Source organism: Rhodococcus baikonurensis (genome assembly GCF_040489275.1).
GTDB lineage: Bacteria > Actinomycetota > Actinomycetes > Mycobacteriales > Mycobacteriaceae > Rhodococcus_F > Rhodococcus_F baikonurensis.
Window position 1 is genome coordinate 95,881 of the sequence record NZ_JBEUOQ010000007.1, and the last position, 25,103, is coordinate 120,983.

27 protein-coding genes are annotated in these 25,103 nt (G+C 63.1%); 16 read left to right on the top strand and 11 right to left on the bottom strand.

What is annotated here, in order from left to right; all coding sequences use genetic code 11:
• Positions 1-13 precede the first annotated feature (13 nt).
• On the top strand, positions 14-742 hold the full coding sequence (locus ABWI03_RS17675; RefSeq protein WP_007733069.1) for an NUDIX hydrolase: 729 nt from the start codon (positions 14-16) through the stop codon (positions 740-742).
• A gap of 14 nt (positions 743-756) precedes the next feature.
• Here ABWI03_RS17675 and ABWI03_RS17680 read toward each other — a convergent pair whose 3' ends face one another.
• Entirely contained in the window at positions 757-1,089 is a 333-nt protein-coding gene (locus ABWI03_RS17680) for an SDR family NAD(P)-dependent oxidoreductase (RefSeq protein WP_095969933.1), read from the bottom strand.
• Between the two features lie 115 nt (positions 1,090-1,204).
• Positions 1,205-1,807, bottom strand: coding sequence for a TetR/AcrR family transcriptional regulator (locus ABWI03_RS17685; protein ID WP_124569395.1), 603 nt, complete (start codon positions 1,805-1,807; stop codon positions 1,205-1,207).
• Positions 1,808-1,890: 83 nt separating this feature from the next.
• On the opposite strand from ABWI03_RS17685, the gene ABWI03_RS17690 reads away from it, so the two are divergent.
• Entirely contained in the window at positions 1,891-2,721 is an 831-nt protein-coding gene (locus tag ABWI03_RS17690) for an SDR family NAD(P)-dependent oxidoreductase (RefSeq protein WP_095969931.1), read from the top strand.
• Between the two features lie 11 nt (positions 2,722-2,732).
• Here the strand turns inward: ABWI03_RS17690 and ABWI03_RS17695 are convergent, their stop codons facing one another.
• From ABWI03_RS17695 to bioB, 3 genes are read right to left on the bottom strand one after another with little or no spacing between them, the layout of a single operon-like run.
• Positions 2,733-3,308 (bottom strand): DUF2567 domain-containing protein, encoded by a 576-nt coding sequence (locus ABWI03_RS17695; RefSeq protein ID WP_095969930.1) that lies wholly within the window; start codon positions 3,306-3,308, stop codon positions 2,733-2,735.
• 11 nt (positions 3,309-3,319) lie between these two features.
• Positions 3,320-3,544, bottom strand: coding sequence for a biotin synthase auxiliary protein BsaP (gene bsaP / locus ABWI03_RS17700; protein WP_095969929.1), 225 nt, complete (start codon positions 3,542-3,544; stop codon positions 3,320-3,322).
• The gene (bioB, locus tag ABWI03_RS17705) at positions 3,541-4,554 is read right to left on the bottom strand and encodes a biotin synthase BioB (protein WP_095970015.1); all 1,014 of its coding nucleotides are present in this window, start codon (positions 4,552-4,554) and stop codon (positions 3,541-3,543) included. The genes bsaP and bioB overlap by 4 nt, the downstream gene beginning before the upstream one ends.
• 164 nt (positions 4,555-4,718) lie before the next feature.
• Between bioB and ABWI03_RS17710 the strand changes: the two genes are divergently transcribed.
• The gene (locus ABWI03_RS17710; protein ID WP_095969928.1) at positions 4,719-5,375 is read left to right on the top strand and encodes a TetR/AcrR family transcriptional regulator C-terminal domain-containing protein; all 657 of its coding nucleotides are present in this window, start codon (positions 4,719-4,721) and stop codon (positions 5,373-5,375) included.
• On the opposite strand, the gene ABWI03_RS17715 is transcribed toward ABWI03_RS17710, so the two are convergent.
• Both ABWI03_RS17715 and ABWI03_RS17720 read right to left on the bottom strand, forming a co-directional pair.
• A complete protein-coding gene (locus tag ABWI03_RS17715; protein WP_124569393.1) occupies positions 5,361-5,681 on the bottom strand; it encodes an AzlD domain-containing protein in 321 nt (106 codons plus the stop codon). The two genes, ABWI03_RS17710 and ABWI03_RS17715, sit on opposite strands and share 15 nt — an antisense overlap.
• Positions 5,678-6,373: an AzlC family ABC transporter permease gene (locus ABWI03_RS17720; protein WP_298773188.1), complete on the bottom strand. Its 696-nt coding sequence runs from the start codon at positions 6,371-6,373 to the stop codon at positions 5,678-5,680. Before ABWI03_RS17720 ends, ABWI03_RS17715 begins: the two co-directional genes overlap by 4 nt.
• A 64-nt stretch (positions 6,374-6,437) precedes the next feature.
• Here ABWI03_RS17720 and ABWI03_RS17725 point away from each other — a divergent pair, with 64 nt between their 5' ends.
• The 3 genes from ABWI03_RS17725 (at position 6,438) to ABWI03_RS17735 (ending at position 7,989) form a co-directional block, all read left to right on the top strand.
• Positions 6,438-7,070 carry a helix-turn-helix domain-containing protein gene (locus tag ABWI03_RS17725; RefSeq protein ID WP_298773190.1) on the top strand — a complete coding sequence of 211 codons (633 nt, stop codon included), beginning with the start codon at positions 6,438-6,440 and terminating at the stop codon, positions 7,068-7,070.
• 101 nt (positions 7,071-7,171) lie between these two features.
• Positions 7,172-7,585 (top strand): VOC family protein, encoded by a 414-nt coding sequence (locus ABWI03_RS17730; RefSeq protein WP_095969925.1) that lies wholly within the window; start codon positions 7,172-7,174, stop codon positions 7,583-7,585.
• A 29-nt stretch (positions 7,586-7,614) separates the two neighbouring features.
• Entirely contained in the window at positions 7,615-7,989 is a 375-nt protein-coding gene (locus tag ABWI03_RS17735; protein ID WP_095969924.1) for a VOC family protein, read from the top strand.
• 5 nt (positions 7,990-7,994) lie between these two features.
• On the opposite strand, the gene ABWI03_RS17740 is transcribed toward ABWI03_RS17735, so the two are convergent.
• Positions 7,995-8,159 (bottom strand): hypothetical protein, encoded by a 165-nt coding sequence (locus ABWI03_RS17740; RefSeq protein ID WP_166810477.1) that lies wholly within the window; start codon positions 8,157-8,159, stop codon positions 7,995-7,997.
• A gap of 288 nt (positions 8,160-8,447) precedes the next feature.
• Between ABWI03_RS17740 and ABWI03_RS17745 the strand changes: the two genes are divergently transcribed.
• The 7 genes from ABWI03_RS17745 (at position 8,448) to ABWI03_RS17775 (ending at position 15,425) form a co-directional block, all read left to right on the top strand.
• Positions 8,448-8,576 carry a hypothetical protein gene (locus ABWI03_RS17745; protein WP_003941742.1) on the top strand — a complete coding sequence of 43 codons (129 nt, stop codon included), beginning with the start codon at positions 8,448-8,450 and terminating at the stop codon, positions 8,574-8,576.
• Positions 8,560-9,093 carry a tail fiber domain-containing protein gene (locus ABWI03_RS17750; RefSeq protein ID WP_235169585.1) on the top strand — a complete coding sequence of 178 codons (534 nt, stop codon included), beginning with the start codon at positions 8,560-8,562 and terminating at the stop codon, positions 9,091-9,093. Before ABWI03_RS17745 ends, ABWI03_RS17750 begins: the two co-directional genes overlap by 17 nt.
• Before the next feature lie 10 nt (positions 9,094-9,103).
• A complete protein-coding gene (locus ABWI03_RS17755) occupies positions 9,104-11,077 on the top strand; it encodes a helix-turn-helix domain-containing protein (protein WP_298773194.1) in 1,974 nt (657 codons plus the stop codon).
• A 111-nt stretch (positions 11,078-11,188) separates the two neighbouring features.
• A complete protein-coding gene (locus ABWI03_RS17760) occupies positions 11,189-12,487 on the top strand; it encodes a hydroxymethylglutaryl-CoA reductase, degradative (protein WP_298773382.1) in 1,299 nt (432 codons plus the stop codon).
• Between the two features lie 5 nt (positions 12,488-12,492).
• The gene (locus ABWI03_RS17765) at positions 12,493-13,461 is read left to right on the top strand and encodes a hydroxymethylglutaryl-CoA lyase (RefSeq protein WP_298773196.1); all 969 of its coding nucleotides are present in this window, start codon (positions 12,493-12,495) and stop codon (positions 13,459-13,461) included.
• A gap of 78 nt (positions 13,462-13,539) precedes the next feature.
• Positions 13,540-14,046: a hypothetical protein gene (locus ABWI03_RS17770; protein ID WP_298773198.1), complete on the top strand. Its 507-nt coding sequence runs from the start codon at positions 13,540-13,542 to the stop codon at positions 14,044-14,046.
• Complete coding sequence (locus tag ABWI03_RS17775; protein WP_124569388.1) at positions 14,043-15,425, top strand: tripartite tricarboxylate transporter permease; 1,383 nt, start codon at positions 14,043-14,045, stop codon at positions 15,423-15,425. Before ABWI03_RS17770 ends, ABWI03_RS17775 begins: the two co-directional genes overlap by 4 nt.
• A gap of 56 nt (positions 15,426-15,481) precedes the next feature.
• Here ABWI03_RS17775 and ABWI03_RS17780 read toward each other — a convergent pair whose 3' ends face one another.
• The 3 genes from ABWI03_RS17780 to ABWI03_RS17790 form a co-directional block, all read right to left on the bottom strand.
• Positions 15,482-16,900, bottom strand: coding sequence for a GGDEF domain-containing protein (locus ABWI03_RS17780; RefSeq protein WP_298773200.1), 1,419 nt, complete (start codon positions 16,898-16,900; stop codon positions 15,482-15,484).
• Positions 16,901-17,077: 177 nt separating this feature from the next.
• A complete protein-coding gene (gene bioD / locus ABWI03_RS17785; RefSeq protein WP_298773202.1) occupies positions 17,078-17,761 on the bottom strand; it encodes a dethiobiotin synthase in 684 nt (227 codons plus the stop codon).
• Positions 17,758-18,903, bottom strand: a complete 1,146-nt coding sequence (locus tag ABWI03_RS17790; protein ID WP_298773204.1) for an 8-amino-7-oxononanoate synthase — start codon at positions 18,901-18,903, stop codon at positions 17,758-17,760. Before ABWI03_RS17790 ends, bioD begins: the two co-directional genes overlap by 4 nt.
• Positions 18,904-18,941: 38 nt before the next feature.
• Here ABWI03_RS17790 and ABWI03_RS17795 point away from each other — a divergent pair, with 38 nt between their 5' ends.
• The 3 genes from ABWI03_RS17795 to treY are packed head-to-tail and all read left to right on the top strand — an operon-like array spanning position 18,942 to position 25,023.
• Positions 18,942-20,234 carry an adenosylmethionine--8-amino-7-oxononanoate transaminase gene (locus tag ABWI03_RS17795; protein ID WP_298773206.1) on the top strand — a complete coding sequence of 431 codons (1,293 nt, stop codon included), beginning with the start codon at positions 18,942-18,944 and terminating at the stop codon, positions 20,232-20,234.
• A 57-nt stretch (positions 20,235-20,291) separates the two neighbouring features.
• Positions 20,292-22,643, top strand: a complete 2,352-nt coding sequence (glgX, locus tag ABWI03_RS17800; RefSeq protein WP_298773208.1) for a glycogen debranching protein GlgX — start codon at positions 20,292-20,294, stop codon at positions 22,641-22,643.
• Between the two features lie 13 nt (positions 22,644-22,656).
• A complete protein-coding gene (gene treY, locus ABWI03_RS17805) occupies positions 22,657-25,023 on the top strand; it encodes a malto-oligosyltrehalose synthase (protein WP_298773211.1) in 2,367 nt (788 codons plus the stop codon).
• Positions 25,024-25,103: the final 80 nt, after the last annotated feature.

Here is a 25,103-nt window from a genome sequence, read left to right on the forward strand (position 1 = left end):
TAGGATCGAAAACGTGCCCAATAGTAACACCACCCACGAAGTGCTTGCAGCGGTGTTCCAAGTTCGCACCTTCCCCGCAAGCATCGCCGCAGGTGACGGCGATCACTGCCCGCAAGGACGTGAAGAGTTGGCCGTACTGCTGTGGCAGCGCGCGCTCAACCCACAGAAGGGCACATGGTCCCTGCCCGGAGGCACTTTGCGCGACGACGAGGACCTGACGACGTCCGCTCGACGACTCCTCGCCGAGAAGGTCGACCTACGAAAAGTCGCTCACCTCGAGCAACTCTCCGTCTTCAGCGACCCACAGCGCGTGCCGGGCCCACGCCGCATCGCGTCGACCTTTCTCGGACTCGTCCCTCTCAGCGCCGATCCACAACTCCCACCGGACACCGCCTGGCACCCTGTTTCGAAATTGCCGGAGATGTCGTTCGACCACGGAACCGTCGTACGGCACGCGCGCAATCGACTGGCCGCAAAACTCTCGTACACCAACATCGCATTCGGGCTGGCTCCCGAAGAGTTCGCGATGTCCACACTGCGGGAAATATACTGCGCCGCACTCGGTTACCAAGTCGACGCCACCAACTTGCAACGCGTACTGGGGCGCCGAGGCGTCCTGACTCCCACCGGCAACACCGCACCGTCGGGCAAGTCGGGTGGACGTCCACCGGCCCTGTACCGTTTCACCGACTCCACCTTGCGGGTCACCGACGAATTCGCCGCCCTACGGCCACCGAGCTGACGCCGGTCACGTTGTCAGGCAACGGCTTCGAGACTTCCACGCTGCGTCCACACCGAGGTCACGGCGCCCGCCGGATCGATAACCCGATTTATTGTGCCGAATCGTGTCGTCACGCGGTCGAGAATCCGGTCGGCCTGCCAATGATCCGTCGGATCGGCGACTATCGCAAAGAAGCGATGGGCAGGTTTCCCAGCCATGATGCGTACCAACTCGGTTACCGTCCGCGCCGTGACCGCCACGCTCCAACCAGCGTCGAGAAACTCTGTGGCGATGCGCGCACCGTGCTCGAATCCGATGTCCGTGACCAGTACAACTCCCCTGTTGGGGGCGATCTCTGAAACGCTCATTGCGGAACCTCCACTCGGAATCAAACTTCTTGACTCCTATGTAAGTCCGCAATCTTGTGCTCCCCTTGTGCTGGTTCTGTGAGAACTCTGGGGAATTCCGCGTGTGTCCCGGACGTCAGACAGGTCGAGACAACCCCGCCCAGAAGACCGTCGACGCAGCGTTCACCACATCGCCGACCGGCACGTCGCCCAACATTCCGCCCGCGGCCAGCGTCGCGACTCCATGGAACGTCGCAAAGGCAACGAGCGCAATGCTTTCCGGATCACCAGCAGCAATGTCACCCGCGGCCTGCGCTTCCGACACGAGCCGAACGGTCAGGTCCATCGTCGCGTGCCCCGCGTTCACGACGGTCTCGGCCGCACCGGGTGCATGCTTGTTGCTGTACATCAGAGACAACAGGCCGGGATGCTCGAGTGCAAAATCCACGTAGGCATTGGCGAGCGAGGAGAACCTGGCCCTCGCGGTCGGCGGAGCCTCCGAAACTGCACGCTCGAGCGCACCGGTCATCCGATGGAAGCCGCTTTCAGCCAGGGCGTCGAGCAACGCTTGACGGTCCCGAAAATGCTTGCCCGGAGCCGCGTGACTCACGCCCGCCTCACGTGCAAGTTGCCTCAGCGACAGCTTGTCGACGCCGTCTCGCTCGAGGGTAGCTTCAGCCGACGCCAAGAGTTCCTGTCGCAGACTGCCGTGGTGGTAAGGCTGTTCGTGGGCGGGCATGGAGGCACCTTATCAAAATGTTGTCATTGACAACTATGGTGTCAGTGCCTACATTTGGGACCACCCGAACCGAAGGAGCCACCATGGCCATCGACGTAGCCGGAACCACCGTCCTGATCACCGGAGCCAGCGCCGGGCTCGGCGTGGAATTCGCTCACCGCTTTGCCGCTCGCGGTGCAAATCTGGTTCTCGTCGCCAGGCGGGCAGATCGCCTCGAAGCCCTCGCTACGGAACTCCGCGTCGCCCACGGCATTACCGTGACAGTGCTGCCCGCCGATCTGGCAGCACCCGGCGTCGGCGCGACCCTTCACCGAGAATTGACCGGCCGCGACATCACCGTCACGTCACTGATCAACAACGCCGGGTTCGGAACGCACGGCGCGTTCGTAGACGAAGACCTCGAGCGCGTCACGTCCGAAATTCAACTGAACATCGCCACACTCGTCGAGTTGACGCACACATTCCTGCCCGACCTTCTCACCGGACGCGGCGCACTGGTCAACATCGCCAGCACCGCGTCGTTCCAGCCGACACCGGGCATGGCGGTCTACGGCGCATCCAAGGCCTTTGTACTCAACTTCACGGAAGCACTGTGGGCAGAAGCTCGCGGTAGCGGATTGACCGTATTGGCGGTATGCCCCGGTCCGACGCGCACCGAGTTCTTCGACGTCGTCGGGTCCGAAGATGCTGCGGTCGGCCGAATGCAGACGGCAACTCAGGTGGTGGACACAGCTTTCCGGGCACTGGATCGACGCAACGCACCGCCGACAGTGGTATCAGGTTTGCCGAATTGGGTGTCCTCGATCAGCACTCGCTTCGCGACCCGCCGATTGGGGGCGTTGATTTCGGGTCGACTCTTGGGAGACGTGCGAATGAAGTCCGCTGCGAACCGTCCGTCGACCTCGGCTGTTTAGCGACACGACGGTTACGGAAGTTTCGGCTGGACCTCGTCGTCGGTCCGTTCGACCTCGGCGGCCGGATCCTCAGATTCCGGATGGTCCCCCACACCGAGGTCGTCGTACGGATTGAGCACTGCGAGAACCAAAGTCACTACGCACGCCGCGAGCGGCTGAAACAACAGGACCAGCAAGGTTCCGATGTTGGGTGCTCGCGCGACGATCTCCCCCACCGCCGGATTGTCGGCCGCGGGGAAACGTAGTTTCGTCACACCCGAACCCACGAGTGCCATCAGGCCGGCTCCCACCGCTGAGCCGACGATCAATCCACCCAGGGCATACGGGCCTCGACTCAGGCGTGCCAGCCAGGCCGCCACCGCTGACAACACGCCGACGATCAGTGCCAGCCAGATGAATACGGCGCTGGCATCGAACTGGTGAAGGCTCTCACCCGTCAACGCGACGCCGCGCCCCTCGGACACCACCAACAGGTGCTCTGCCGGAGCCAGGAACGCCCACAGCACACCGACGAGCACGCTCACGCCCGCACTGGTTGCGGCGATCACGATCGCGGTGCGCAGTCGAGTCTGCCGAAGAGAGATCACACAGAGTGACGCTACCTGCGGGCGGCGTCGATCGAGTCGACGACACCGTGACGGGAGCATTTCGCCCACCATCCGTCAGGACTGACCTGAACGATCATGCGCCGTCCGCACTGCTCGCAGAAGCGAGGAGGCTCGAGGCCCATCGACGCCGCTGTCGGCGTCGGATCGTCGACGCCGTCGACGATCCGACGCCCGGTGAACGGGTTGTACCGCTCCTCGGTCACCGGAACGCTCACAGAGTGTCGTTCAGAGCTTTGATCGGCATCTGCAGATCAACCAACAAATCCAGATCCTTCTCGGCGGGACGTCCGAGAGTCGTCAGGTAGTTGCCGACGATGACGGCGTTGATTCCGCCGAGGATGCCCTGCTTGGCCCCCAGGTCACCGAGAGTGATTTCACGTCCACCCGCGAAGCGCAGGATCGTGCGAGGCAGCGCGAGACGGAATGCCGCAACGGACTTGAGCGCCTCGCCGGCGGGCAGCACGTCCAGATCACCGAACGGGGTACCCGGACGCGGGTTGAGGAAGTTGAGCGGAACCTCGTCCGGCTCCAGTTCAGCCAGGTTGGCCGCGAACTCTGCACGCTGCTCCAACGATTCGCCCATGCCGAGGATTCCGCCGCAGCACACTTCCATGCCTGCTTCCCGAACCATCCGCAGGGTGTTCCACCGCTCTTCCCACGAGTGTGTGGTGACGACGTTCGGGAAATGCGACTTGGAGGTCTCCAAGTTGTGGTTGTACCGGTGCACACCCATGGCGGCCAATTGGTCGACCTGTTCCTGGGTCAGCATGCCGAGCGAGCAGGCGATCTGGATGTCGACCTCGTTGCGGATCGCCTCGATGCCGGCAGCCACCTGAGCGAGCAACCGGGCGTCGGGTCCGCGGACGGCGGCCACGATGCAGAACTCGGTGGCGCCCGACTTCGCGGTCTGCTTGGCAGCTTCCACCAGGCTCGGGATGTCCAACCAGGCCGCGCGAACCGGCGACTGGAAGAGTCCGGACTGCGAGCAGAAATGGCAGTCCTCGGGGCAACCGCCCGTCTTGAGGCTGATGATGCCCTCGACCTCGACCTCCGGTCCACACCACTTCATACGCACATCGTGGGCGAGAGCGAGCAGGTCTTCGAGCCTGTCGTCGTCGAGTCGAAGTACGTCGAGCACCTGGCTTTCGGTCAGGCCGACTCCTCTTTCGAGAACTTGCTCGCGAGCCTGGTCGAGGATGTCGACCGTCGCAGGGGCCGTGCTAATCGGGGGCGGGGTCACAGACGTCTCCTTCGAAACCAGCAAAATTGAACACCGTACAAGTTGAACGGTGTTCACGTTAGAGACGTGGTGGAATACTGTCAAAGGCGGGTCCGATCGACATTCGATCGCGAGCAGCCCACAGCGGGACGACACGAGGGGAACAACAAGTGCAGTTGCGACGCGGCGACGTGCTGGACGGCGCCATGGCGATACTCGACGAGTTCGGACTTGCCGACCTCACGATGCGCAGGCTCGCAACGTCCCTGGGTGTCCAACCCGGAGCTCTCTACTGGCACTTCCCGAACAAGCAGACCCTGCTCGGTGCGGTCGTCGACAAGATCCTCGAAGACCTCGACTCCCCCGTTGACGCGGACACGTGGCAAGAGGCGTATTCCGAACTGGCACACAGGCTTCGGTCGGCACTGCTGGCGCACCGCGACGGCGCCGAGTTGGTCAGCGCCACCTTCGCCTCGCGGATGACGAGCAGCAAGGTACGCGAGCACTTCGTACAAGCAGGGCAGGAATCCGGCCTCTCACGCGAGCACGCCCAACTCGCGGCATACGCCCTGCTGTATTACGTACTCGGCCATACCGTCGACGAGCAGTCCCGAGCGCAGATGGAAGAAATGGGGGCACTCACCCGAGCACCCATTTCCCCCGACTCCCCCGAGGTGATCGGCGGCGGTTCCGACGAGGACCTCCTCGACGGCGATCCGACGGTACGCTTCCAGTTCGGCCTGGATCTGTTCATCGACGGCATCCGCACCCGCCTGAATTCGACCCCACATTCAACGCGCACCGAATCGGCTCTACGACACTCCTGACAGTCGTAGTAATGCAGTAGTACCGGCCGCGACAATCACCACGACCACCAACGGCGCCCTGAACCAGGCGCAGATACCTCCGGCCACCACCCCGAGCACCCGCGCCGGTCCGGCAACGTCGTGGCCGGTGAAGATCGTCGAGGTCACAACCACTGCGAGCAGTAGCACCACGACAGCACGATCGAGAGTCTTCTCGGCAAAGCCCGAAAGCATCACCCGAGCGCGGAGCAGAACGCCACTCACCCGTAAAGCGTAAGAGCCGCAGGCGAATACGAGAATGCCGATCCAGACCGTTGCCGTATTCATCGGACCTTCTCCCGAAACGGTATCGTCACCGCAATACTCAGCAGGGCTACGAGCGGCGCGGTACCGGGCGGCAGGAACGGCGACGCGGCCACCGCGATCACTGCACCGACCACGGCGGCAAGCAGCGTCACCCTCTCCCTCAGCGCCGGCAAGACGAGGGCCAGAATGACAACCGGAAAAGCGGCATCCAACCCCAACGCGCCCGGATCCTGGACGACACTCCCGAGAAGACCGCCCAGCAGCGCTCCGACGGGCCACGCCACCGCGATCCCGATCCCACACAACCAGAAAGCAGCACGCTTCTGCTTCACCGTTGCTTGGGCCATGGCGACCGCGACGCTTTCGTCGTTGACCAGGTGCGCGCCGACCATTTTGCGCCAACCTGAGCCTCTGTGCCGACCCCTGTCGAGAAAGGATCCCGCCGACAATCCGTACGCGAAGTTTCGCGAGTTGATCAACAAACCGGCTGCAACCGCGGCGAGGGCACTCCCCCCGGCCGCGATGATTCCGATGAACAAGAACTCCGACGAGGCACCCAGAACGAGCACGGCCAACGCAAGGAGCTGCCACATCGAGAACCCGGCCGATCCTGCCGTCACACCGTAGGAAACACCGACGATGGCCACGGAGAGACAGATCAGCACGCTCACCCGGAGCGTTTCGCGATCAACTGTTCGCCATAAAGAACGCATGTATTCTATGTTGAACGACGCAGGACCGTTCGTCAAGGGAAACGATCGATCGGAGAATCGAACGATGGCTAGTGGTGGATTTGGCAGTGGTGTACCTGACGGTGGTGTACCTGACGGTGGCGTACCTGACGGTGCCGGAATTAATACTGAGCAGAGTCCTCAGAAGCTGGTGGCAGTCGCACTCAAACGTGAGCGCACCCGAGCGGGCTTGAGCCTCTCGGAGGTCGCCCGACGCGCTGACATCGCCAAATCCACACTCTCCCAACTCGAATCCGGCCTCGGGAACCCGAGCCTCGAAACACTGTGGGCACTCGGCAACGCCCTGGGTGTGCCGTTCTCACAACTCGTCGACTCGCAAGCACAGACCGTTCAGTTGATTCGAGCCGGGGAAGGACCCGCGATTGCGTCGGCGAACGCGTCGTACATCGCGACGCTCCTGGCTCCCAGCCCACCGAACGCGCGCCGCGATCTGTATCGGATAGTTGCAGAACCGGGCGAGCCCCGCATTTCGACGCCGCATGCGCGCGGCACCACCGAACACGTTGTGATCGGCACCGGGCGGGCGGAGGTCGGGCCCACTGCAGATCCGATCGAGCTCGGGCCGGGCGACTATCTCGCGTATCCCGGCGACGAGGAGCACATCTTTCGGGCACTCGAACCAGGCACGACGGCGATCCTGGTTTCGGAGCACACCTGAGCCGCGATGAGTTTCGTCGCTGCGGGAAGTCTGTACCTGCGAGGTGATGTGGCCAGTGCCTCGATCGCCGACGGCAGCAACGACCAACAGCAGGAGGACCCATGTCCGGATCCAGCATCAGCAGCATTTTGCTCTCGAGCACCGACCCCGAACGCTTGCGCGACTGGTACGCCGAGGCGTTCGCTCCGAAAGTCGACCGCACTCCGGGCGAACCCGGCTACGACGTTCTCGACTTCAACGGTTTCTACGTGATGCTCGACAGACGCGACGACGTCGGCGAGACCAACCCGCAGCCCGGCCGGATGTTCCTCAACGTCGAGACCGACGACGCCCGGTCGATCGCGCAACGCATCGACGTACTCGGCGGAAACTGGCTCGCCCCACTCGAAGACCGCGACGGCAGTTTGTTCGCCACCGCGATCGACCCCGACGGAAACTACGTTCAGATCATCGAGTTCAGTGAGGCGGCCCGGGCCGAGATGGAATCCGGAATGACGGATTCCGAACCTACCTAGTCGGACAACAGCCAGGAACGGAGACAGTCATGCTTGCGGACACCAAAGCGTTCAGCGGTTTTTCGGTGACAGACATCGATGCTGCAAAGAAGTTCTACGGCGAAACACTCGGGCTGAAAGTGACCGACGAAGACATGGGACTTGTGCGCCTACATCTTGCCGGTGGAACCGAGATCTTGGTTTACCCGAAGCCGAATCACGAACCCGCGACGTACACGATCCTCAACTTCGTCGTCGACGACATCGACACGACGGTCGATCAACTGACCGCACGTGGCGTGGAGTTTCTGAAATACGACGGATTCCCTCAAGATGCGCGAGGCATCATGCGTGGCAACGGTCCCGACATCGCGTGGTTCACCGACCCCGCCGGCAATGTTCTGTCGGTAATCAAGGAGTCCTGACGTGTTTAACCGCTGAACAGCTGTGACTGCCGCTGTTCAGCGGTGTCGGTATTGGACCGTTCCGCTGCCGCAGTTTCACGCTCGGCCGCCAGTTGCTCGGCGCTTTTTGCGTCGACAACGGACTCCGCCGCACTGAGGTCGGAAAACAAGCCACTGCTCGATTCGTTCACATGCCACCCTTTTGCCTGGTCATCGTTACCGCGCGCAGATAAACCTGCGTTAGAGATCGGTCGATGGCTACTTGATTACTGCCGCCCGTACGGCGCCGACAAGACGCCGATGACCCAGCAGTTCTTCACCCAGTCTTGCACGCCTGTGTTTTCCACGAGAAATTCGGTCCAGACGGGTTGTCATCGCCCGCGTGCTGGAGCAATGTGAAAGATGAGCGCGGAGCAGGTCGGCAGCACTTTCGTCGGACACCTGGCCCCTCAATTCACTGCACAATTTTTGGAGGAATCATGTTGGGAATTGCTTTGGGCCTCGGCAGCGCCGCTGTCGGAATCGGCCTCGGACTGCTCGGCGCAGGAGCCGGAATTCTGCTGAGCGACAAGACCGTCAAAACCGCACGACGTGAACTCACCGCCTGACGAGGGCGCGAGCACTGAAGACGGCGAGCGCACCGAATACTTGGGTGTCGGAGTCAGCACTCGGGTGAACGCCGCGCTGCGACATCCCGCGCAGTGGGTGTTCGCACGGGCCGCGCATCGACGTGGCGTGCATACCGGCGTAGATGTTCCGACGAGCGCTCAGGACGTGCTCGACCGGTTGGCGACACTCCGAATAAGCACGTGGAGTTACGGATTCGACCACAAGTCGGTCCGTCACCTGGGTCCGATGGCGCAAGACTTTGCGGCGATTTTCGGCTTGGGATCCAACACCCGCCGGATCTCCGCCGTCGACGCGAACGGCGTCTGCATGGCGAGCATCCAAGCGTTGAATCGCAAAATCAGTGCTCTCGAGACAGAAATCAGCGCGCTCGAGAAGGTCGTGAACAGACTGAGAAGGGAGACGGGAGACACGAGCACGACTCGGAATGCATTGGAAGTAAACAACAATCACGCATCCACGCCGCTCGACGAATTCGGTGGATCCACCGGTCTGTAGTTTGTTCGGTGTGACCGCCCCTGATTCAGACTCCGACTCAGCACCCAACGTGATTGCCGCGCTGTTCGACGTGTCATCCGACGCCGTCGGTGACGAACACGTCGAACAGGTACTGGCCGAATTCGGCGTTGGCGCAACGGAGATCGCGGAGACAGCGGCCCGCATCCGGGCCAGCCGGTCGGAATTTCGCCGACTGCGCCGTCGCGAAAACGAATTGGCGGTCCTCTATTCGAGTGCACGTGAGCTTGCGCAAGTTCGCGACGTGGACACTCTGCTGCAGAGGCTGGTGAACCGCGCGCACGACATCATGGGTACCGACGTCACGTACCTGTCCGAGTTCGACGTGATCACTCGTGACCTGAATGTTCGAAAGACGGCCGGCGCGGTCTCGCCGGAACTCCAGCATCTGCAGGTTCCTGCCGGCGCGGGACTGGTCAGTGCAATTGCCGAATCTCGAGCAGCCCAATGGGTTCAGAACTACAGCGACTACACGCAGTCGCGCCACGACGAAATGGTCGATGCCGCGATCGTCGCCGAGGGTCTGGTGGCGATTCTGGGCGTGCCGATGCTCTCGGACGGCCAGATCCTCGGAGTCTTGTTTGCCGCCGACCGCCGGGAACGCCGCTTCACTGCTGATCAGATCGCCCTGCTCTCGGCGCTGGCGGATCACGCCTCGGTGGTCCTGCAAACCGCGCGGGCTCTCGACCGCGCCGAGGAATCCGCCGCCGAGACCGGGCGAGCACTCGACGAGCTGCGTGAGCACGTGTCCGCGCGGGACAAGTCGAACATCGTCCATCAGGATCTCATCCATGCCGTTCTGCGCGGCGGCGGATACGCCCAGGTTGCACGAACCCTCAGCAGCTCACTCGAGCGCAGCACCGTCGTGGTCGACAGTGAGTTACGCCCTCTCGTGAAATCCTCGGGCGAGCAGATCACGACGGTGCCGTTGTCGCTACCTCGCGCCGTGTCCGAGGCCATCGACCAGAGTCGCCGCAGCGGCCGATGCACGTTTGTCGCCGACGACAGTGAGACCGCCATCCAACTCGTCAGCGCTGTCACGGCCGGAGAATCGTTCCTCGGGGCCATCCTGCTGAATCGTTCGGACGCGCCGATCGGCCCCGTCGAACTCCGGACCGTGGAACGGGCAGCTCAGGTCACTGCCATCCTCGTGTTGCAACACTCGGCGGCAGCAGCAGCGGACCGACGCGCACGTGACGAACTGGTCGCCGACTTGCTGAGCACTGCGCCCGAGCGCAGGCGCGATCTCGAACGTCGGACCCGCAACCTCGGCATCTCCCTCGGCGAACTCGACACTGTCCTCGTGGTCTCGGTCGCTCCGGAACTCCGGACGGCCGCGCTCCGCGCAATCGGACAGAATCTGCCGGTAGCGGCATTGGCGGCGCAGCACGCCGGACTGATAGCGGTGGTCTCGCGCTCGGGAAACCCGGCAGCCGCGGCGACCGTCATTCACCGCCAGATCATCGGTTCGGTAGGACCCCACGCAGTAGTCATTGCGCCGGCGACGGCGGAATGCCCCGAAGAACTCCCGGCGCGGTTCACCTCTGCGCTGCGCACGGCCCGCCTGATCACCGCGTTGGGCAAGACCGACGGCGCGGTCACGACTGCGTCGTATCTGCCGTACAGCGTTCTGTTCGGCGAGAATCCGGAATCACTCCATCAGTTCATCGACGAAGTAATCGGCCCGGTACTCGCCTACGACCGTGACAAGGACACCGATCTCACTGCGACCCTTCGGGCCCTGGTCCGCAACGACGGGAGCCCGACCAAGGCTGCCCGCGCGCTCAACTATCACCCGAACACCGTCGTTCAGCGTCTCGACCGCATTCGTACACTCCTCGGTCACTCGTGGCGTGAAGACGAGAACTTCTTCCGGGTATCCATGGCGACGAGGCTCGACGAACTTCGGGAAGTGGGAACGGAAGAGGGCGGAAGCGACAACACCGACAGCGGTGATGGTGCTTGACACCACAAATTCGACTGATCGATGTGCTGTGAGCACGTGGCTTGGCAGGCATCAACCTCCCTACTGTGAAGCGGAGCACAGAACCACTTCAGGAGGACGACCCCCGTGTCTATGAACAATCGGTCCAAGAACAACCGGTCTGTCAACAGCCGTATCGCCGATTTCCGGTCCTACGACGTCGCCGCCCGGCGCGCCGAGATCGTCCGCCAGACCGACCTGACCGAAGCCGACATCGCGGTCTACGACGCCGCCGACGGCCTCACCATCGACCAGGCAGATCGCATGGTCGAGAACGTCCTCGGCGTCATCGGCATCCCGGTCGGTGTGGCCACAAACTTCACGATCAACGGCAAGGACTACCTGATCCCCCTTGCCACCGAGGAGCCGTCGGTCGTCGCAGCCGCGAGCAACGCCGCTCGCATCGCACGCGGACTGGGCGGCTTTCACGCCTCCAGCACCCAGCCGATCATGCAAGCCCAGATTCAACTCGTCGACGTCGTGGATCCGGAGGCGGCCCGGATCCGGCTCCTCGAGGCGCGTGAAGAAATCATGGCACTCGCCAACGAGCAGGACCCGAAGCTGGTCAGCGTCGGCGGTGGCGTGGAGGATATTTCGGTTCGCGTCGTGTCCTCGGACCAGGCCACCTACGTCGTCCTCCACCTTCATGTCGACGTACGAGATGCGATGGGCGCCAACGCAGTCAACACGATGGCGGAAGCAATCGCGGATCGAGTGTCCGAGATCGGCGGCGGGCACGTCGTCCTGCGTATTCTCACAAACAAGGCAGATCTGCGGCTCACGCGTGTTCGCGCCGTGTTCGACGCCGAATTGATCGGCGGCGCAGAAGTAGTGGACAACCTGATCCATGCCGCACGTTTGGCCGAGCTGGATCCCTACCGCGCCGCGACACACAACAAGGGCATCATGAACGGCATCAGCGCCGTTGTGCTGGCGACCGGAAACGACACGCGTGCAGTCGAAGCCGGGTGCCACTCCCACGCAGTCAACGCCGACGGAATCTACTCCTCGCTCTCGCATTTCGAGAAGAACGCCGACGGAAACATCGTCGGCACCCTCGAGCTACCCATGCCGGTCGGCCTCGTCGGCGGGGCCACCAAGGTGCACCCCGTAGCGCAGGCCGCGATCAAGATGCTCGGCGTCGAGAGTGCCGAGGAACTCGCCGGCATCATTCTTGCAGTCGGTCTCGCCCAGAACCTGGCTGCTGTCCGCGTTCTCGCCGGGGAGGGTGTCCAGCGCGGACACATGGGACTGCACGCCCGCAACATCGCTGCCACCGCCGGAGCGCAGAAGAGCGAGATCGACGCCGTGGTCGCACGCCTGATCGCGGACAAGAGCATTCGCGTCGAGCATGCCGAGAAGGTTCTCGCCGAGATCCGCGGCGGAAACTGACGACAATGACGGAAACAGTTGCAGGATCACCAGTGTGGAAACCGGCGCCTCATCGAGTGTCGGCGCCGGGCCTACCGACCTCGGTCCGGGTCTACGAAGTCGGGCCTCGAGACGGACTTCAAGCGGAAACCGCGGTGATCCCGACCGAGACGAAGGCCCAGTTCATCGAACGCCTGGTCGCGGCCGGTTCCCGCACTGTCGAGTTGACGAGTTTCGTCTCACCTCGATGGATCCCGCAACTTGCGGACGCGGAAGAATTGATGGGTCGGCTCCACCTGCCGAACTCGGTACGTACGGTCGTTCTCGTCCCGAACCGCAAAGGTCTCGAGCGGGCCGTCGCCGCCGGAGCGCGTGAAGTTGCAGTATTCGTCAGCGCCACAGAGGAATTCGCGAAACGCAACCTCAATTCCACGGTCGACGGCGCGATCGCCGCGGCTGCCGAGGTCACGACCGCCGCTCGAGCCCTGGGACTTCCCGTCCGCGGATACATATCGATGTGCTTCGGAGACCCGTGGGAAGGCGTCGTGTCCGTCGAGCGTGTCGCCGACATCGCCAAGGCCTTGATCGACAGCGGCGTCACGTCGCTCTCCCTCGGCGACACCATCGGCGTCGGCACCCCTGGTCATGTGCTCGCTCTACTCGGCGCGATCCGCGAACGTGGCATCCCCACATCGCAGATCGCGATGCACTTCCACGACACCTACGGGCAAGCACTGTCGAACGTCTACGCGTCGTTGACCGCTGGAGTATCCGAATTCGACAGTTCCGCAGGTGGTCTCGGACGGTGCCCGTATGCCAAGGGCGCGACCGGAAATCTCGCCACCGAGGATCTGGTGTGGATGCTCCACGGCCTCGGGATCGACACCGGCATCGACCTGGATTCGCTCACCGACACAAGTAGTTGGATGGCCGAACAGATCGGACACTCCAGCCCGTCCCGGGTTGTCAACGCCCTCTGCGCTGCACGCACCTGACATTCGCCAAGCAAGTCCCCCGTTTCCCAAGCCTCTCGCCCTGTATGACCTCGCCCTGTATGACACTGGAGAAGACTGATGTCACCACCGCAGTCGGCAACGACGCCGACCACCACAACCGAGCCGACCGAGCAGCAGACATACCTCGAAGTCTGGGGCGACACCGTCAACGGTCGACACCTCGCGATCTCTGTCGCAGTCGGCAGTGTCGTCGGCGCCTCGGCTCTTCTCGCAGCCCAAGCACTGTTCGAACGGGTCGTCAGCGAGCCGTCGTTGGCCCAGGCGTACAGCCTGCTGGTCGGCATCGCGGCCTGCCTGCTCGCCGGCGTCGTCTGCGGAATCTTCATCAAGCCGAAGCGGATAGTCGCCTTGGCGGCCGCCGACGCGGAGTCGATCGACGGTGTCATCACGATGATGAGTGAACAACGCCAGGGTCTCGGCACTCTCGCCGACATTCCGGAACAGAGCCAACTGGAACTTCGCGAACTCGGTCTGTACGACCACTTCGCCGCTGCCGAGGCCGAGCACGCGCGGGTCTCGAAAGCACCGGCCTCGAAAGCACCGAAGGACGGTGGGCTCGCATGAGTTCGGTTCTGACCAACGAGATTCTGATTGCCGTTCTCTTCGGCATCATCGGTGCGGTCGCGTTCACGTTCATCGGATTGATCTCCGGCACGGACGAGACGGCCACTATCGCACCGCTGACTCTGCTCGTGATCCTGCTCGGCGCTCCCCCGGCGGCAGTCTTCACGTTCTTCCTCTCCGGTGCGATCGCCAAACACATGACTCACGCGGTGCCGACGATGCTGTTGGGCATTCCCGGTGACACGATGGCGATTCCACTCCTGCCGGAGGCGCAGATGATGCGCTCACTCGGCATCCCGCACATCGCACTCCGCAAGGCGATCTCGGGAGCAGTGATCTCGGCGTTCGTCGCTGTGCCGGTTGCCGTCCTGTTCGCGACCATCCTCGCTCCGTTCGCCGACACCGTTCAGTCGATAGCACCGTGGCTGTTCCTGGTCGCCGCCGTCGGCATCGCCTACGCCTCACCAGGCCGCTGGGCCGGGGTGGTCGCCCTCGTTCCCTTCGTCATCTTGATCCTCGGCGCCCGCGCCTTGACGTCGAATTACGATGTGTCGCTCAACATCAGCTACTTCCTTGCCATCGCGGTCGGGCCGCTGATCGCGGACCTCGCGCTGACCTTGGGGCCGTCGAGTCGCAAGGACATGGAGCGCAGCGAACCCAAGACCGTCGCACTGGCCCCGGACATCAAGGGGTGGAAGGGATACTTCCCCAATCCTCTGAAGGTCCTCGATCGTAAGCAGATCGGCTACACCGCGGCGGCCTCCACGGTCTCCAGCGCAACGTTCGTCTTCAGCCCCGTCGCTATGACCGTTCTGATGGGTGAGCTGGTAGGTGCGCGGATCAAGAACGGCTATCACCGGCTCACCACCATGGTCTCGGCAAAGAACGGTACGACGGAATCCACGTACATCGCGGAAACCCTCATCCCTCTCGTGGCCTTCGGCCTTCCGCTCAGCCCGCTGGCAGCAGGTCCCGCGGCGCCTCTGTTCAACGCTCCGCCGGTTTTCGAAACCAATCAGGAAACCGGAGTGATCAACAATCTCTCCACGTACCTGACCCAGTGGGAGTTCCTGCTCTACGGCCTGCTCGCAGTGGTCACGGCAACGGTCATCGCATATCCGTTTGCCATGAACTACGCGTACCGCGCTGCGTCAGCGGTGGTCAAACACATCAGTCACGAAGCTGTGATCGCGGTGTTCACGGGACTGGTCGTGGTCATCAGTATCTGGGAGGGCGGCATCCTCGGGCTTCTGATCACCGTGACGGTCGGCCTCGTCGGCGGCTTGCTCGGGCGTCTGTTCAAGATTCACGGCGGTGTCCTGTTCATGGGTTACTACGTCGCGTTGTTCAGCGTCCCGGCTCTGATCAACCTGTTCTGAATCGCTCGACACCACCAACCCGTGCGGACCTGCAAAACACTGCGGGTCCGCACGGGTTACTTCGCTTCTCCGACCGTGAGCGACACGGTTCGATTCCGGTCGAGTTTCTTCGCCCGGTACAACGCTTCGTCGGCGCAGTCGACCAGCTGCGTCAGCTCCGCGCCGCCTGCAGGTGAACACGCGACACCGATGCTGACGGTGGGCCCGAGTTCACCCAACACTGCCGACGAACTCTCGGCCTGCGCACGTCGAATCATCTCGGCCGTCTCGGTCGCACCCGCCAGATCGACACCGGCCATCAGTACGACGAACTCCTCGCCGCCCAAACGGGCGAACAGATGCTTGTCGTCGAGATTCCGCCGCACCTGATCGGCAAAACTCACCAACGCGGTGTCGCCGGCGCGATGACCGAGGTTGTCGTTCACCATCTTGAAGTGATCCAGATCCATCATCAGGACGCTGACCGGACGTCCAGAGTGTCGACGCGGTTCGGTCGCACCCGTCACGCTGCCGCCTCGCCGCAAGAACTCGTCCCGGCGCAGCGCACCGGTGAGATCGTCGTGGGTGACTGCCTGGGTGAGTGCCTCGAGCGCGCGGCGGCGCTCGAGGATTACGCAGGCCACCGCGATCGGCGCTACCGCCAGCAGCGACAATCCGATCTGGACCGACGCACTGACGGGCGAGACGCCCTCGCTGGACAATCCGAGATGACCGTCGGCCGTCAGTACCAACGTCCAGGCAGTTGATACGGCTGTGAGCACCGAGGTGACGAAGACATTGGTGAGCAAGGCGGCAGTCACCAGGGCCGGCATGGCAAACGTGATCGCTCCGGCACCGCCGATCACCCACTCCAAGATGATGCAGAGGGCCAGCAGCGCTGTCGGAACCACAGATCGACGCAGAAGTGCGGCAACAGCTTTCGGGTCCCGATCCGCTCGCCGAAGCGAAGGGAATGTCAGCACCAACGGGACGATGGTCATGTAGTTGACGAACTCACTCGAGAACCAGAGCAACCAGCCGTCCCACCACTGCCCGCCGAACAGCACGCGGTTCGCGATTCCGCCGACGAGTGCTGCCATCGACGCGGCGACGACCGTCGTCGCCACGAGATATCCGACAGACTCGATACTGTTCAGACGACGATCCTCACCGTCGACCCAGCGAAAGGCGTAGAAGCCGCTGGCAACCCCGACGATGTTGGCGGCGTTGAGCCACATCGTGGACTCCCACGCCCCACCGGTGATCAGGTCGGCTCCGACATAACCGACTACTACGCAAATCCAGGTGAGCAGTGTGGCGGAACGCGGCGACCGAAAGAGAATCCCGAGTAGCAGCGCGTTGGCCGGCCAGAAGACAGCAAGCGTGCCCGGCAGACGGCTCAGAATTCCGACGAGGCACGAGACGAAGACGACTACGCCGACAAGCAGTGCGCGACGTACGGCCGATGACGACAACGACTTTTCGACCGTGCTCACCACCTACATTCGGCTGACCTACTCACAATTTCGACAACCACTATCGGCGCTCGGATGCAGGGTCGCCCCAAGACACCGGCTGAAACATACCGACCGGAATCGTACGCGAGAGACGTCGAAACCAAGGCGCCCCACTGTGCCTTGGCTATCGATGCAGACAAATCGGATGTTACGGCGTCAGATGGCCAACGTAGATTTACCGAGCGCGCGTGAAGCGGTCTGAGCAAACTCTTGGACACTCTCGCTGCCACTTCCCGCAGGCATCAACCCGAGAAGGGGAACACCACTGACAGAGACAAGATCCTCGCGATTGCATCTCTCGGCGAGGTCCGGTTCCTGCGGCCACGAACCGATCACCAACCCGGCGCATTCCACGCCAACTGCACCCAGCGCTTCCACCGTCAGAGCCGTGTGATTGAGCGTGCCCAGGCAGGACGCAACCACCAGCACTACAGGTGCACCCAGCGCTGCCGCGAGATCGCGCGCGGTGAACCCGTCGGCCCCCAACCGAACCAGCAAGCCGCCGGCACCTTCGATCAGGGTCAGGTCGTGGGTGGTGTCCAGGTCGCGAGCAACTCGGACTACGTCGTCGAGCGCCAACAACGGCAGACCACTTCGACGTGCAGCAGTATCCGGCGCCAACGGTTCGGGATATCGCGCCAACTCGACCAGCGTCACGCCGCCACCGGTCAGACGCTCGATCTCGGCCAGATCACCCGCACCGTCCACGTCGACGCCGGTCTGGGCCGGCTTGAGCACTGCAACCGACTTACCCGACTGCACGGCGAGCGATGCCAATGCGGCTGTCACCACTGTTTTTCCGACGTCGGTCGACGTTCCGGTCACCAGGAGAATGCTCATGCTCGGGCCCCTGCCAATACTTCGCGCAGGACGAGAGCGATCTGCTCCATCTCGGAGGCCGACAGCGTCGCTCGAGCCGTCAGACGCAGCCGTGACGTTCCCTCCGGAACCGACGGCGGGCGGAAGCATCCGACATGCAACCCCTGGTCCCGGCACGCCGACGCGGCATCGAACGCCCGTTGCGGATCACCGAGAACGACCGAGACGACAGCAGATTCAGGCGACGGAGCACCGGTGACGTCCGCCAACTCGGATGCCCGGGCCAGGACGTCGAGCGCTCGCGTCGACTCGCGCTGGAGTACGGCGAGTGCGGCTCTGGCCGCGCCGACGGCGGCCGGTGCGAGACCGGTGTCGAAGATGAACGTTCTTGCCGCGTCGACGAGATGCGCGCGGATCTTGTTGTCGCCGAGTACAACTCCGCCCTGACTGGCGAGCGACTTGGACAGTGTTGCCGTCACGACGACGTCGGGTTCACCGGCCAGGCCCGACTCGTGGACGAGACCGCGTCCACCGGCACCGCGCACACCGATGCCGTGCGCCTCGTCGACCAGCAGGATCGCCCCGTACTCCCGGCACACCTGATGCATCTCCCGCAGCGGCGCGAGGTCTCCGTCGGCACTGAAAACCGAATCGGTGACGACCAGAGCTCGCTCTTCCACTCTGCTACGCAACGTGTCGGCGAGAAAGCCCACGTCCGAATGCGGGGCAACGACTACCCGCGCGCGTGACAGGCGGCAGGCATCCACCAGCGAGGCATGCGATCCCGCATCGGAGACGATCAACGATCCGGGACCCGAGAGCGCCGTCACCGCACCGAGATTGGCTGTGTAACCGGAGGAGAAGACCAGCCCCGAGTCCGCCCCGACGAACTCGGCCAGTTCGACTTCGAGCAGTTCATGTTCGGTGGTGGTGCCGGTGACCAGACGCGAGCCCGTGGCGCCCGCGCCCCAACGGCGCAGTGCGGCCATTGCACCCTCGATCACATCGGGGTGCCGCACGAGTCCGAGGTAATCGTTCGACGCCAGGTCGATCAACGGTGAGTCGACCGTGCGAGGACGGAGTTCGCGACGCAGTCCAGCGGCCCTACGGTCCGCTTCGACGGCAGTGAGCCAATTCAGCGAGGTGTTCACTTTTCCGACCATACTTGAACACCGTTCAACTCAATGGTTAGGGTGCATCCGTGCTCACAACCGGACTTGATCCCCAAGACGTCTCCGCCATCGATGCCGATGTTCTCTGGCATCCGTACGGATCGTTTCCCGCGTCGACTCGTCCGCTGATCGTCGACTCTGCCGAGGGGGCTACCCTCACGCTCTCCGACGGCCGCCGACTGGTCGACGGAATGAGCTCGTGGTGGGCCGCCATTCACGGCTACCGCAATCCTGTACTCGACGCCGCGGCCGCGCGACAGCTGGGCAAGATGAGCCATGTCATGTTCGGTGGACTGACGCACGAACCCGCCGCTCGCCTCGGACGACTACTGGTCGACATCACACCACCACGCCTCGACAAGGTGTTTCTCTCCGATTCCGGTTCGGTGGCCGTCGAGGTCGCCGTGAAGATGTGCCTGCAGTACTGGCGGAGTCTCGGCAAACCGTCGAAGAACCGATTGATGACCTGGCGGGGCGGATACCACGGTGACACCTTCACCCCCATGAGCGTCTGCGACCCCGACGGCGGGATGCACTCTCTCTGGACCGATGTCCTGCGCGCGCAGGTCTTCGCGCAGACTCCCCCCGCGGACTATCGACCCGAGTACGCACAGGAGCTGGAAGCACTGCTGGCCGAGCATCACGAAGAACTGGCCGCGGTGATCGTCGAACCGGTAGTCCAGGGCGCCGGCGGAATGCGCTTCCACGACCCCGCCTACCTGATCGACCTACGTAATCTCTGCGACAAGTACCAAGTCCTCCTGGTCTTCGACGAGATCGCCACCGGATTCGGACGCACCGGCGAACTGTTCGCCGCCGATCACGCCGGCGTCAGCCCCGACGTCATGTGCGTCGGCAAGGCACTGACCGGCGGATACATGAGCCTGGCGGCGACCCTGTGCACCACGGAGATAGCGGAGGCGATCACCGCCGGCGAAGGCGGCGGGCTGATGCACGGCCCCACTTTCATGGGCAATCCACTCGCGTGCGCCGTCGCAGTCGCATCGACCGAACTGCTGCTCGCGACGGATTGGCGGCGTGATGTCGCATCCCTCGAATATGGCCTCGTTCGCGGCCTCGCCGAAGCCGTCACAATTCCCGGGGTCGTCGATGTCCGCGTCAAAGGCGGGATCGGAGTGATCGAACTCGAGCAGCCGGTCGAGATGCAGAGCGCCACTGATGCAGCCGTCGACTCCGGAGTGTGGCTGCGACCGTTCCGAAACCTCGTCTACGCGATGCCTCCGTACCTGTGTTCGGAGGCGGAGGTGGAACAGATCACAGCCGGAATGCTGGCAACCGCCCGCAGCCAGGCAAAACGGTGATCAGCGCCGTAGACAGTCGACAAGATTCGATCGGCTGCACCCGATAGGGTCTGATTCATGGATCAACCGCCGAGCGAGACCTCAGCCACTCCCATCCCGGTATGGCCTGGCAGTGCGTACCCACTCGGTGCCACCTACGACGGTGCGGGGACCAATTTCTCGCTCTTCTCCGAGGTCGCCGAAGCCGTGGAACTGTGCCTGATCGCCAAGGACGGAACCGAAACCCGGATTCGGATGGACGAGGTCGACGGTTACGTCTGGCATGCATACCTTCCGTCCGTATCCCCCGGCCAGCGATACGGCTACCGCGTCCACGGACCGTACGATCCGGCGGCAGGCCTGCGGTGCGATCCGAGCAAACTGTTGCTGGACCCGTACGGAAAAGCATTCGACGGAGACTTCGACGGAGACCGTTCACTGTTCTCGTACGACGTCGAGTCGGCAGGCGATCCCGAACCTTCGGGAGACGACGACACTCCTGCAGTGGAGCCGGAAGACACGACCGACGAGACGAGTTCGGAAGCCGAATCGGGTGAGGTGGTCCTCGAGGACGAGGTGGAAGACGCGTCACCCACGGGCGATCAGGAATCCGACGAGATCCTCGACCCCGAACCCTTCGATCCCGCCCCACTCGCGGACGAACCCGCCACCATCCCTTTCCCCCAACATGATTCGCTCGGCCACACGATGTCGACCGTCGTCATCAATCCCTTCTTCGACTGGGCGTCCGATCGCTCGCCGAAGCGCCCGTACCACGAGACGGTCATCTACGAAGCGCACGTCAAGGGTATGACCGCGACGCACCCCGGAATTCCGGAGGAACTGCGCGGCACCTACGCCGGACTCGCGCATCCGGTGATCATCGAGCACCTCACCAATCTGGGTGTCACTGCTATCGAACTGATGCCGGTCCACCAGTTCATGCACGATCAGGTGCTTCTCGACCAAGGACTGCGAAACTACTGGGGTTACAACACCTTCGGTTTTCTCGCTCCGCATACCGACTACTCGTCGGCCACAAAACCCGATGCGTCCGTAGCGGAATTCAAAGCGATGGTGCGCAGCTTCCACCAGGCAGGCATCGAGGTGATCCTCGACGTGGTCTACAACCACACCGCCGAGGGCAACCACATGGGGCCGACCATCAGCTTCCGCGGCATCGACAATGCTGCCTACTACCGCCTGGTCGACGGCGACGAAGCGCATTACATGGACTACACCGGAACGGGCAACAGCCTCAACGCCCGTCATCCGCACACACTGCAGCTGATCATGGACTCGCTGCGGTACTGGGTCACGGAAATGCATGTCGACGGTTTCCGCTTCGACCTCGCCTCGACACTCGCCCGTGAGCTGCACGACGTGGACCGCCTCTCCGCCTTCTTCGATCTGGTGCAACAGGATCCGATCGTCAGTCAGGTGAAGCTGATCGCCGAACCGTGGGATGTCGGCGAGGGCGGTTACCAGGTCGGCAACTTCCCCGGCCTGTGGACCGAATGGAACGGCAAGTACCGCGATACCGTCCGTGACTACTGGCGCGGTGAACCGGCAACGCTGGGCGAGTTCGCTTCCCGCCTCACCGGATCCTCTGATCTCTACGAGGCCACCGGACGTCGCCCTGGCGCGAGCATCAATTTCGTCATCGCTCACGACGGTTTCACCCTGCACGACCTCGTCTCGTACAACGAGAAGCACAACGAAGCCAACGGCGAGAACAACAACGACGGCGAGTCGCACAACCGATCGTGGAACTGCGGCGTCGAAGGCCCCACCGACGACCCGGAGATCCTCGAACTGCGTGGACGTCAGAGCCGGAATATTCTCGCGACGCTGATGCTCAGCCAGGGCACCCCGATGCTCGCTCACGGCGACGAGATGGGCCGAACTCAGCAGGGCAACAACAACGTCTACTGCCAGGATTCGGAACTGTCCTGGATGGACTGGACTCTCGCGGAAACCAACGCGGATCTCGTCGAGTTCACCAAGCGCGCAATTGCCTTGCGCGCCAAGAACCCGGTCTTCCGGCGTCGTCGATTCTTCGAGGGTCGACCTATTCGAAGTGGCGATCAAAGTCGCGACATCGCCTGGCTCACGCCGTCGGGCGAGGAGATGACTCCGGCCGACTGGGACAGCGGTTTCGGAAAGTCGTTGGCCGTCTTTCTCAACGGTGACGCGATCCCGGAACCGAACTACCGCGGCGAGCGCGTCACGGGAGATTCGTTCCTTCTCTGTTTCAACGCCCACTACGAAGATCTCGAATTCTCCACCCCCAACGCGGACTACGCGTCGGAGTGGACCGTCGTACTCGACACCTCGGTCCCCACCGGTGAGAGCGACACCGTGGTCAAAGCCGGAACGACTTTGGATGTAAAAGCGCGAGCATTGACGGTACTTCGCAGAACGGCCTGAGGGAGACGTGCAGATGGCCCCGATAACCAGCACCTACCGACTGCAGTTGCGCCCGGACGCGTTCACCCTTCGTGATGCGGCCGCGCAAGTGGACTACTTCGAGGCGTTGGGGGTCTCGCACCTCTATCTCTCCCCCATCCTCACGGCAACATCCGGGTCGACGCACGGCTACGACGTCACCGATCCGACAACCGTGTCCGAAGGACTTGGTGGCCGCGAGGCGTTGGTGGAGCTCTCGCACGCGGTTCGATCACGTGGGATGGGCCTGATCGTCGATCTGGTCCCCAACCATGTCGGTGTCGCCAAACCTCGCGAAAATGCCTGGTGGTGGGACGTTCTCACGCACGGGCAGTCGTCGGAGTACGCGGACTTCTTCGACATCGATTGGGCCGACGACAACGGAGCCGACGGCGCCGAGGGCAAGCTCTCGCTCCCGGTACTGGGCAGCCCGGACGATCTCGACGCACTGACCGTCGAGAAAGACGGTGAGGAAACACTTCTCGCTTTCTACGAGCACCGCTTCCCCGTCGCGGCGGGCACCGAACTCGGATCTCCACAGGAGGTCCACGCCAGGCAGTCCTACCGACTCGTACCGTGGAACGCCGGGATCATCAACTACCGACGGTTCTTTGCCGTCAACGAACTCGCTGCAGTGCGCCAGGAGGACCCCAAAGTCTTCGAACTCTGCCATCGGCAAGTGAAGTCGTGGGTCGACGAAGGACTGATCGACGGCGTTCGCATCGATCACCCGGACGGACTCGCAAATCCGGCGGAATATCTCGGGCGCCTGCGAGAACTGATCGGACCAGATCAGTGGCTCGTGATCGAGAAGATCCTCGGCCACACTGAACCACTCGATCCGCTGCTCCCGATCGACGGCACCACCGGATACGACGCGCTCAATCAATTGGGCGGCATTTTCGTCGATCCCGCCGCCGAACTCGAATTGACCGAACTCTCGGCAGATCTGACCGGCGACGACGGGGACAGTACGTGGTTGCATCACACCGAACGTCAGTTCAAACGCGACACCGGGCGCGGTGACCTTGCCCCCGAGGTTCGCAGGCTCGTGCGCGCAATCCGACGTGAAACCGGAAGTCGTTGCAGTGAGACCGAACTGAACGACGCCGTGGTGGTCGCGATCGCTCGGATGCCGGTGTACCGATCCGATTACAGTCCCCTCGCCGGTTTGGCCGCTCGTATCGTCGGCGACATGCACGAATTGGCTCCCGGGCATGAAGCAGCGTTCAACGTGTTGGCGCAGTCACTGGTGAACGGAGGTGAAGCGGCAGTTCGCTTCCAGCAGGTGTGCGGCGCTGTCATGGCCAAGTCCGTCGAGGATCGTCTCTTCTATCGGACGGCGCGCCTGGTCTCACGTCAGGAAGTCGGCGGCAATCCGGCGTCGCTTGCCGTCTCCGTCGCCGAATTCCATCTCCACAACGCGGACCGAGCGAAGCGGTGGCCGCGCGCGATGACGAGTCTGTCCACTCACGACACCAAACGCGGCGAGGACGTGCGGGCACGGATCGGTGTTGTGTCTCAGGTGCCTACCCTGTGGTCCAGGATGATTCGCGAGTGGGAAGGCGTGTGCCCCAGCCCTGATCCGCTGACCGGATTGTTTCTGTGGCAGAACGTCATCGGTGTGTGGCCGGCCGACGGTAGCCCCGCGTCTTCGCTTCCAGAACTGCGCGAACGTTTACACGCCTATGCAGAAAAGGCCGTCCGTGAATCCGGCGCAAAGACGTCCTGGAACGATCCCGACGTCGGCTTCGAGTCGGCGGTGCATCACTGGATCGACCAGGTGATCGACGGTCCTGTCGCTGATTCGGTCAGCGAATTCGTCCGCCGGATAGCGCGTCACGGCTGGTCGGACTCTCTGGGCCAAAAGTTGCTCCAACTCCTCGGGCCCGGCGTTCCCGATGTCTACCAGGGCACTGAGCTCTGGGAGGACTCGTTGGTCGACCCGGACAACCGGCGCGTTGTCGACTACGCGGCGAGGCGTTCCCTCCTCGATACCGGTGGCACGCCGATCGACGCGACAGGAACTGCAAAATTGCACCTCGTTCGCACGGCACTGACACTGCGGCGTGAGAACCCCGCGTGGTTCGAACGCGGCGCGTATCGGCCGGTCTTCGCCTCAGGTTCCGGATCCGGTCATCTGGTCGGCTTCTCGCGGGGCCCCGCGGGAGATCCACCCATGGTCGTTGCTCTGGCGACGCGACATTCGCTCGGACTCTCGTCGCACGGCTGGCGAGACACACGAATCGACCTTCCCGAAGGCGAATGGGTCGACGCACTGAGCGGACAACCCGTCACGTCCGCAGATGCGCGCGATGTCTTCGCCGACGGACCATGTGCCCTGTTGACCAGGGTGTGCTGAGCGGTTTCCGCTGACTGGACATTCACCCCCGAAAAGAACTTCGTCGCGCTAACTTCCGAAGAGCAGATCGTCACCACTAT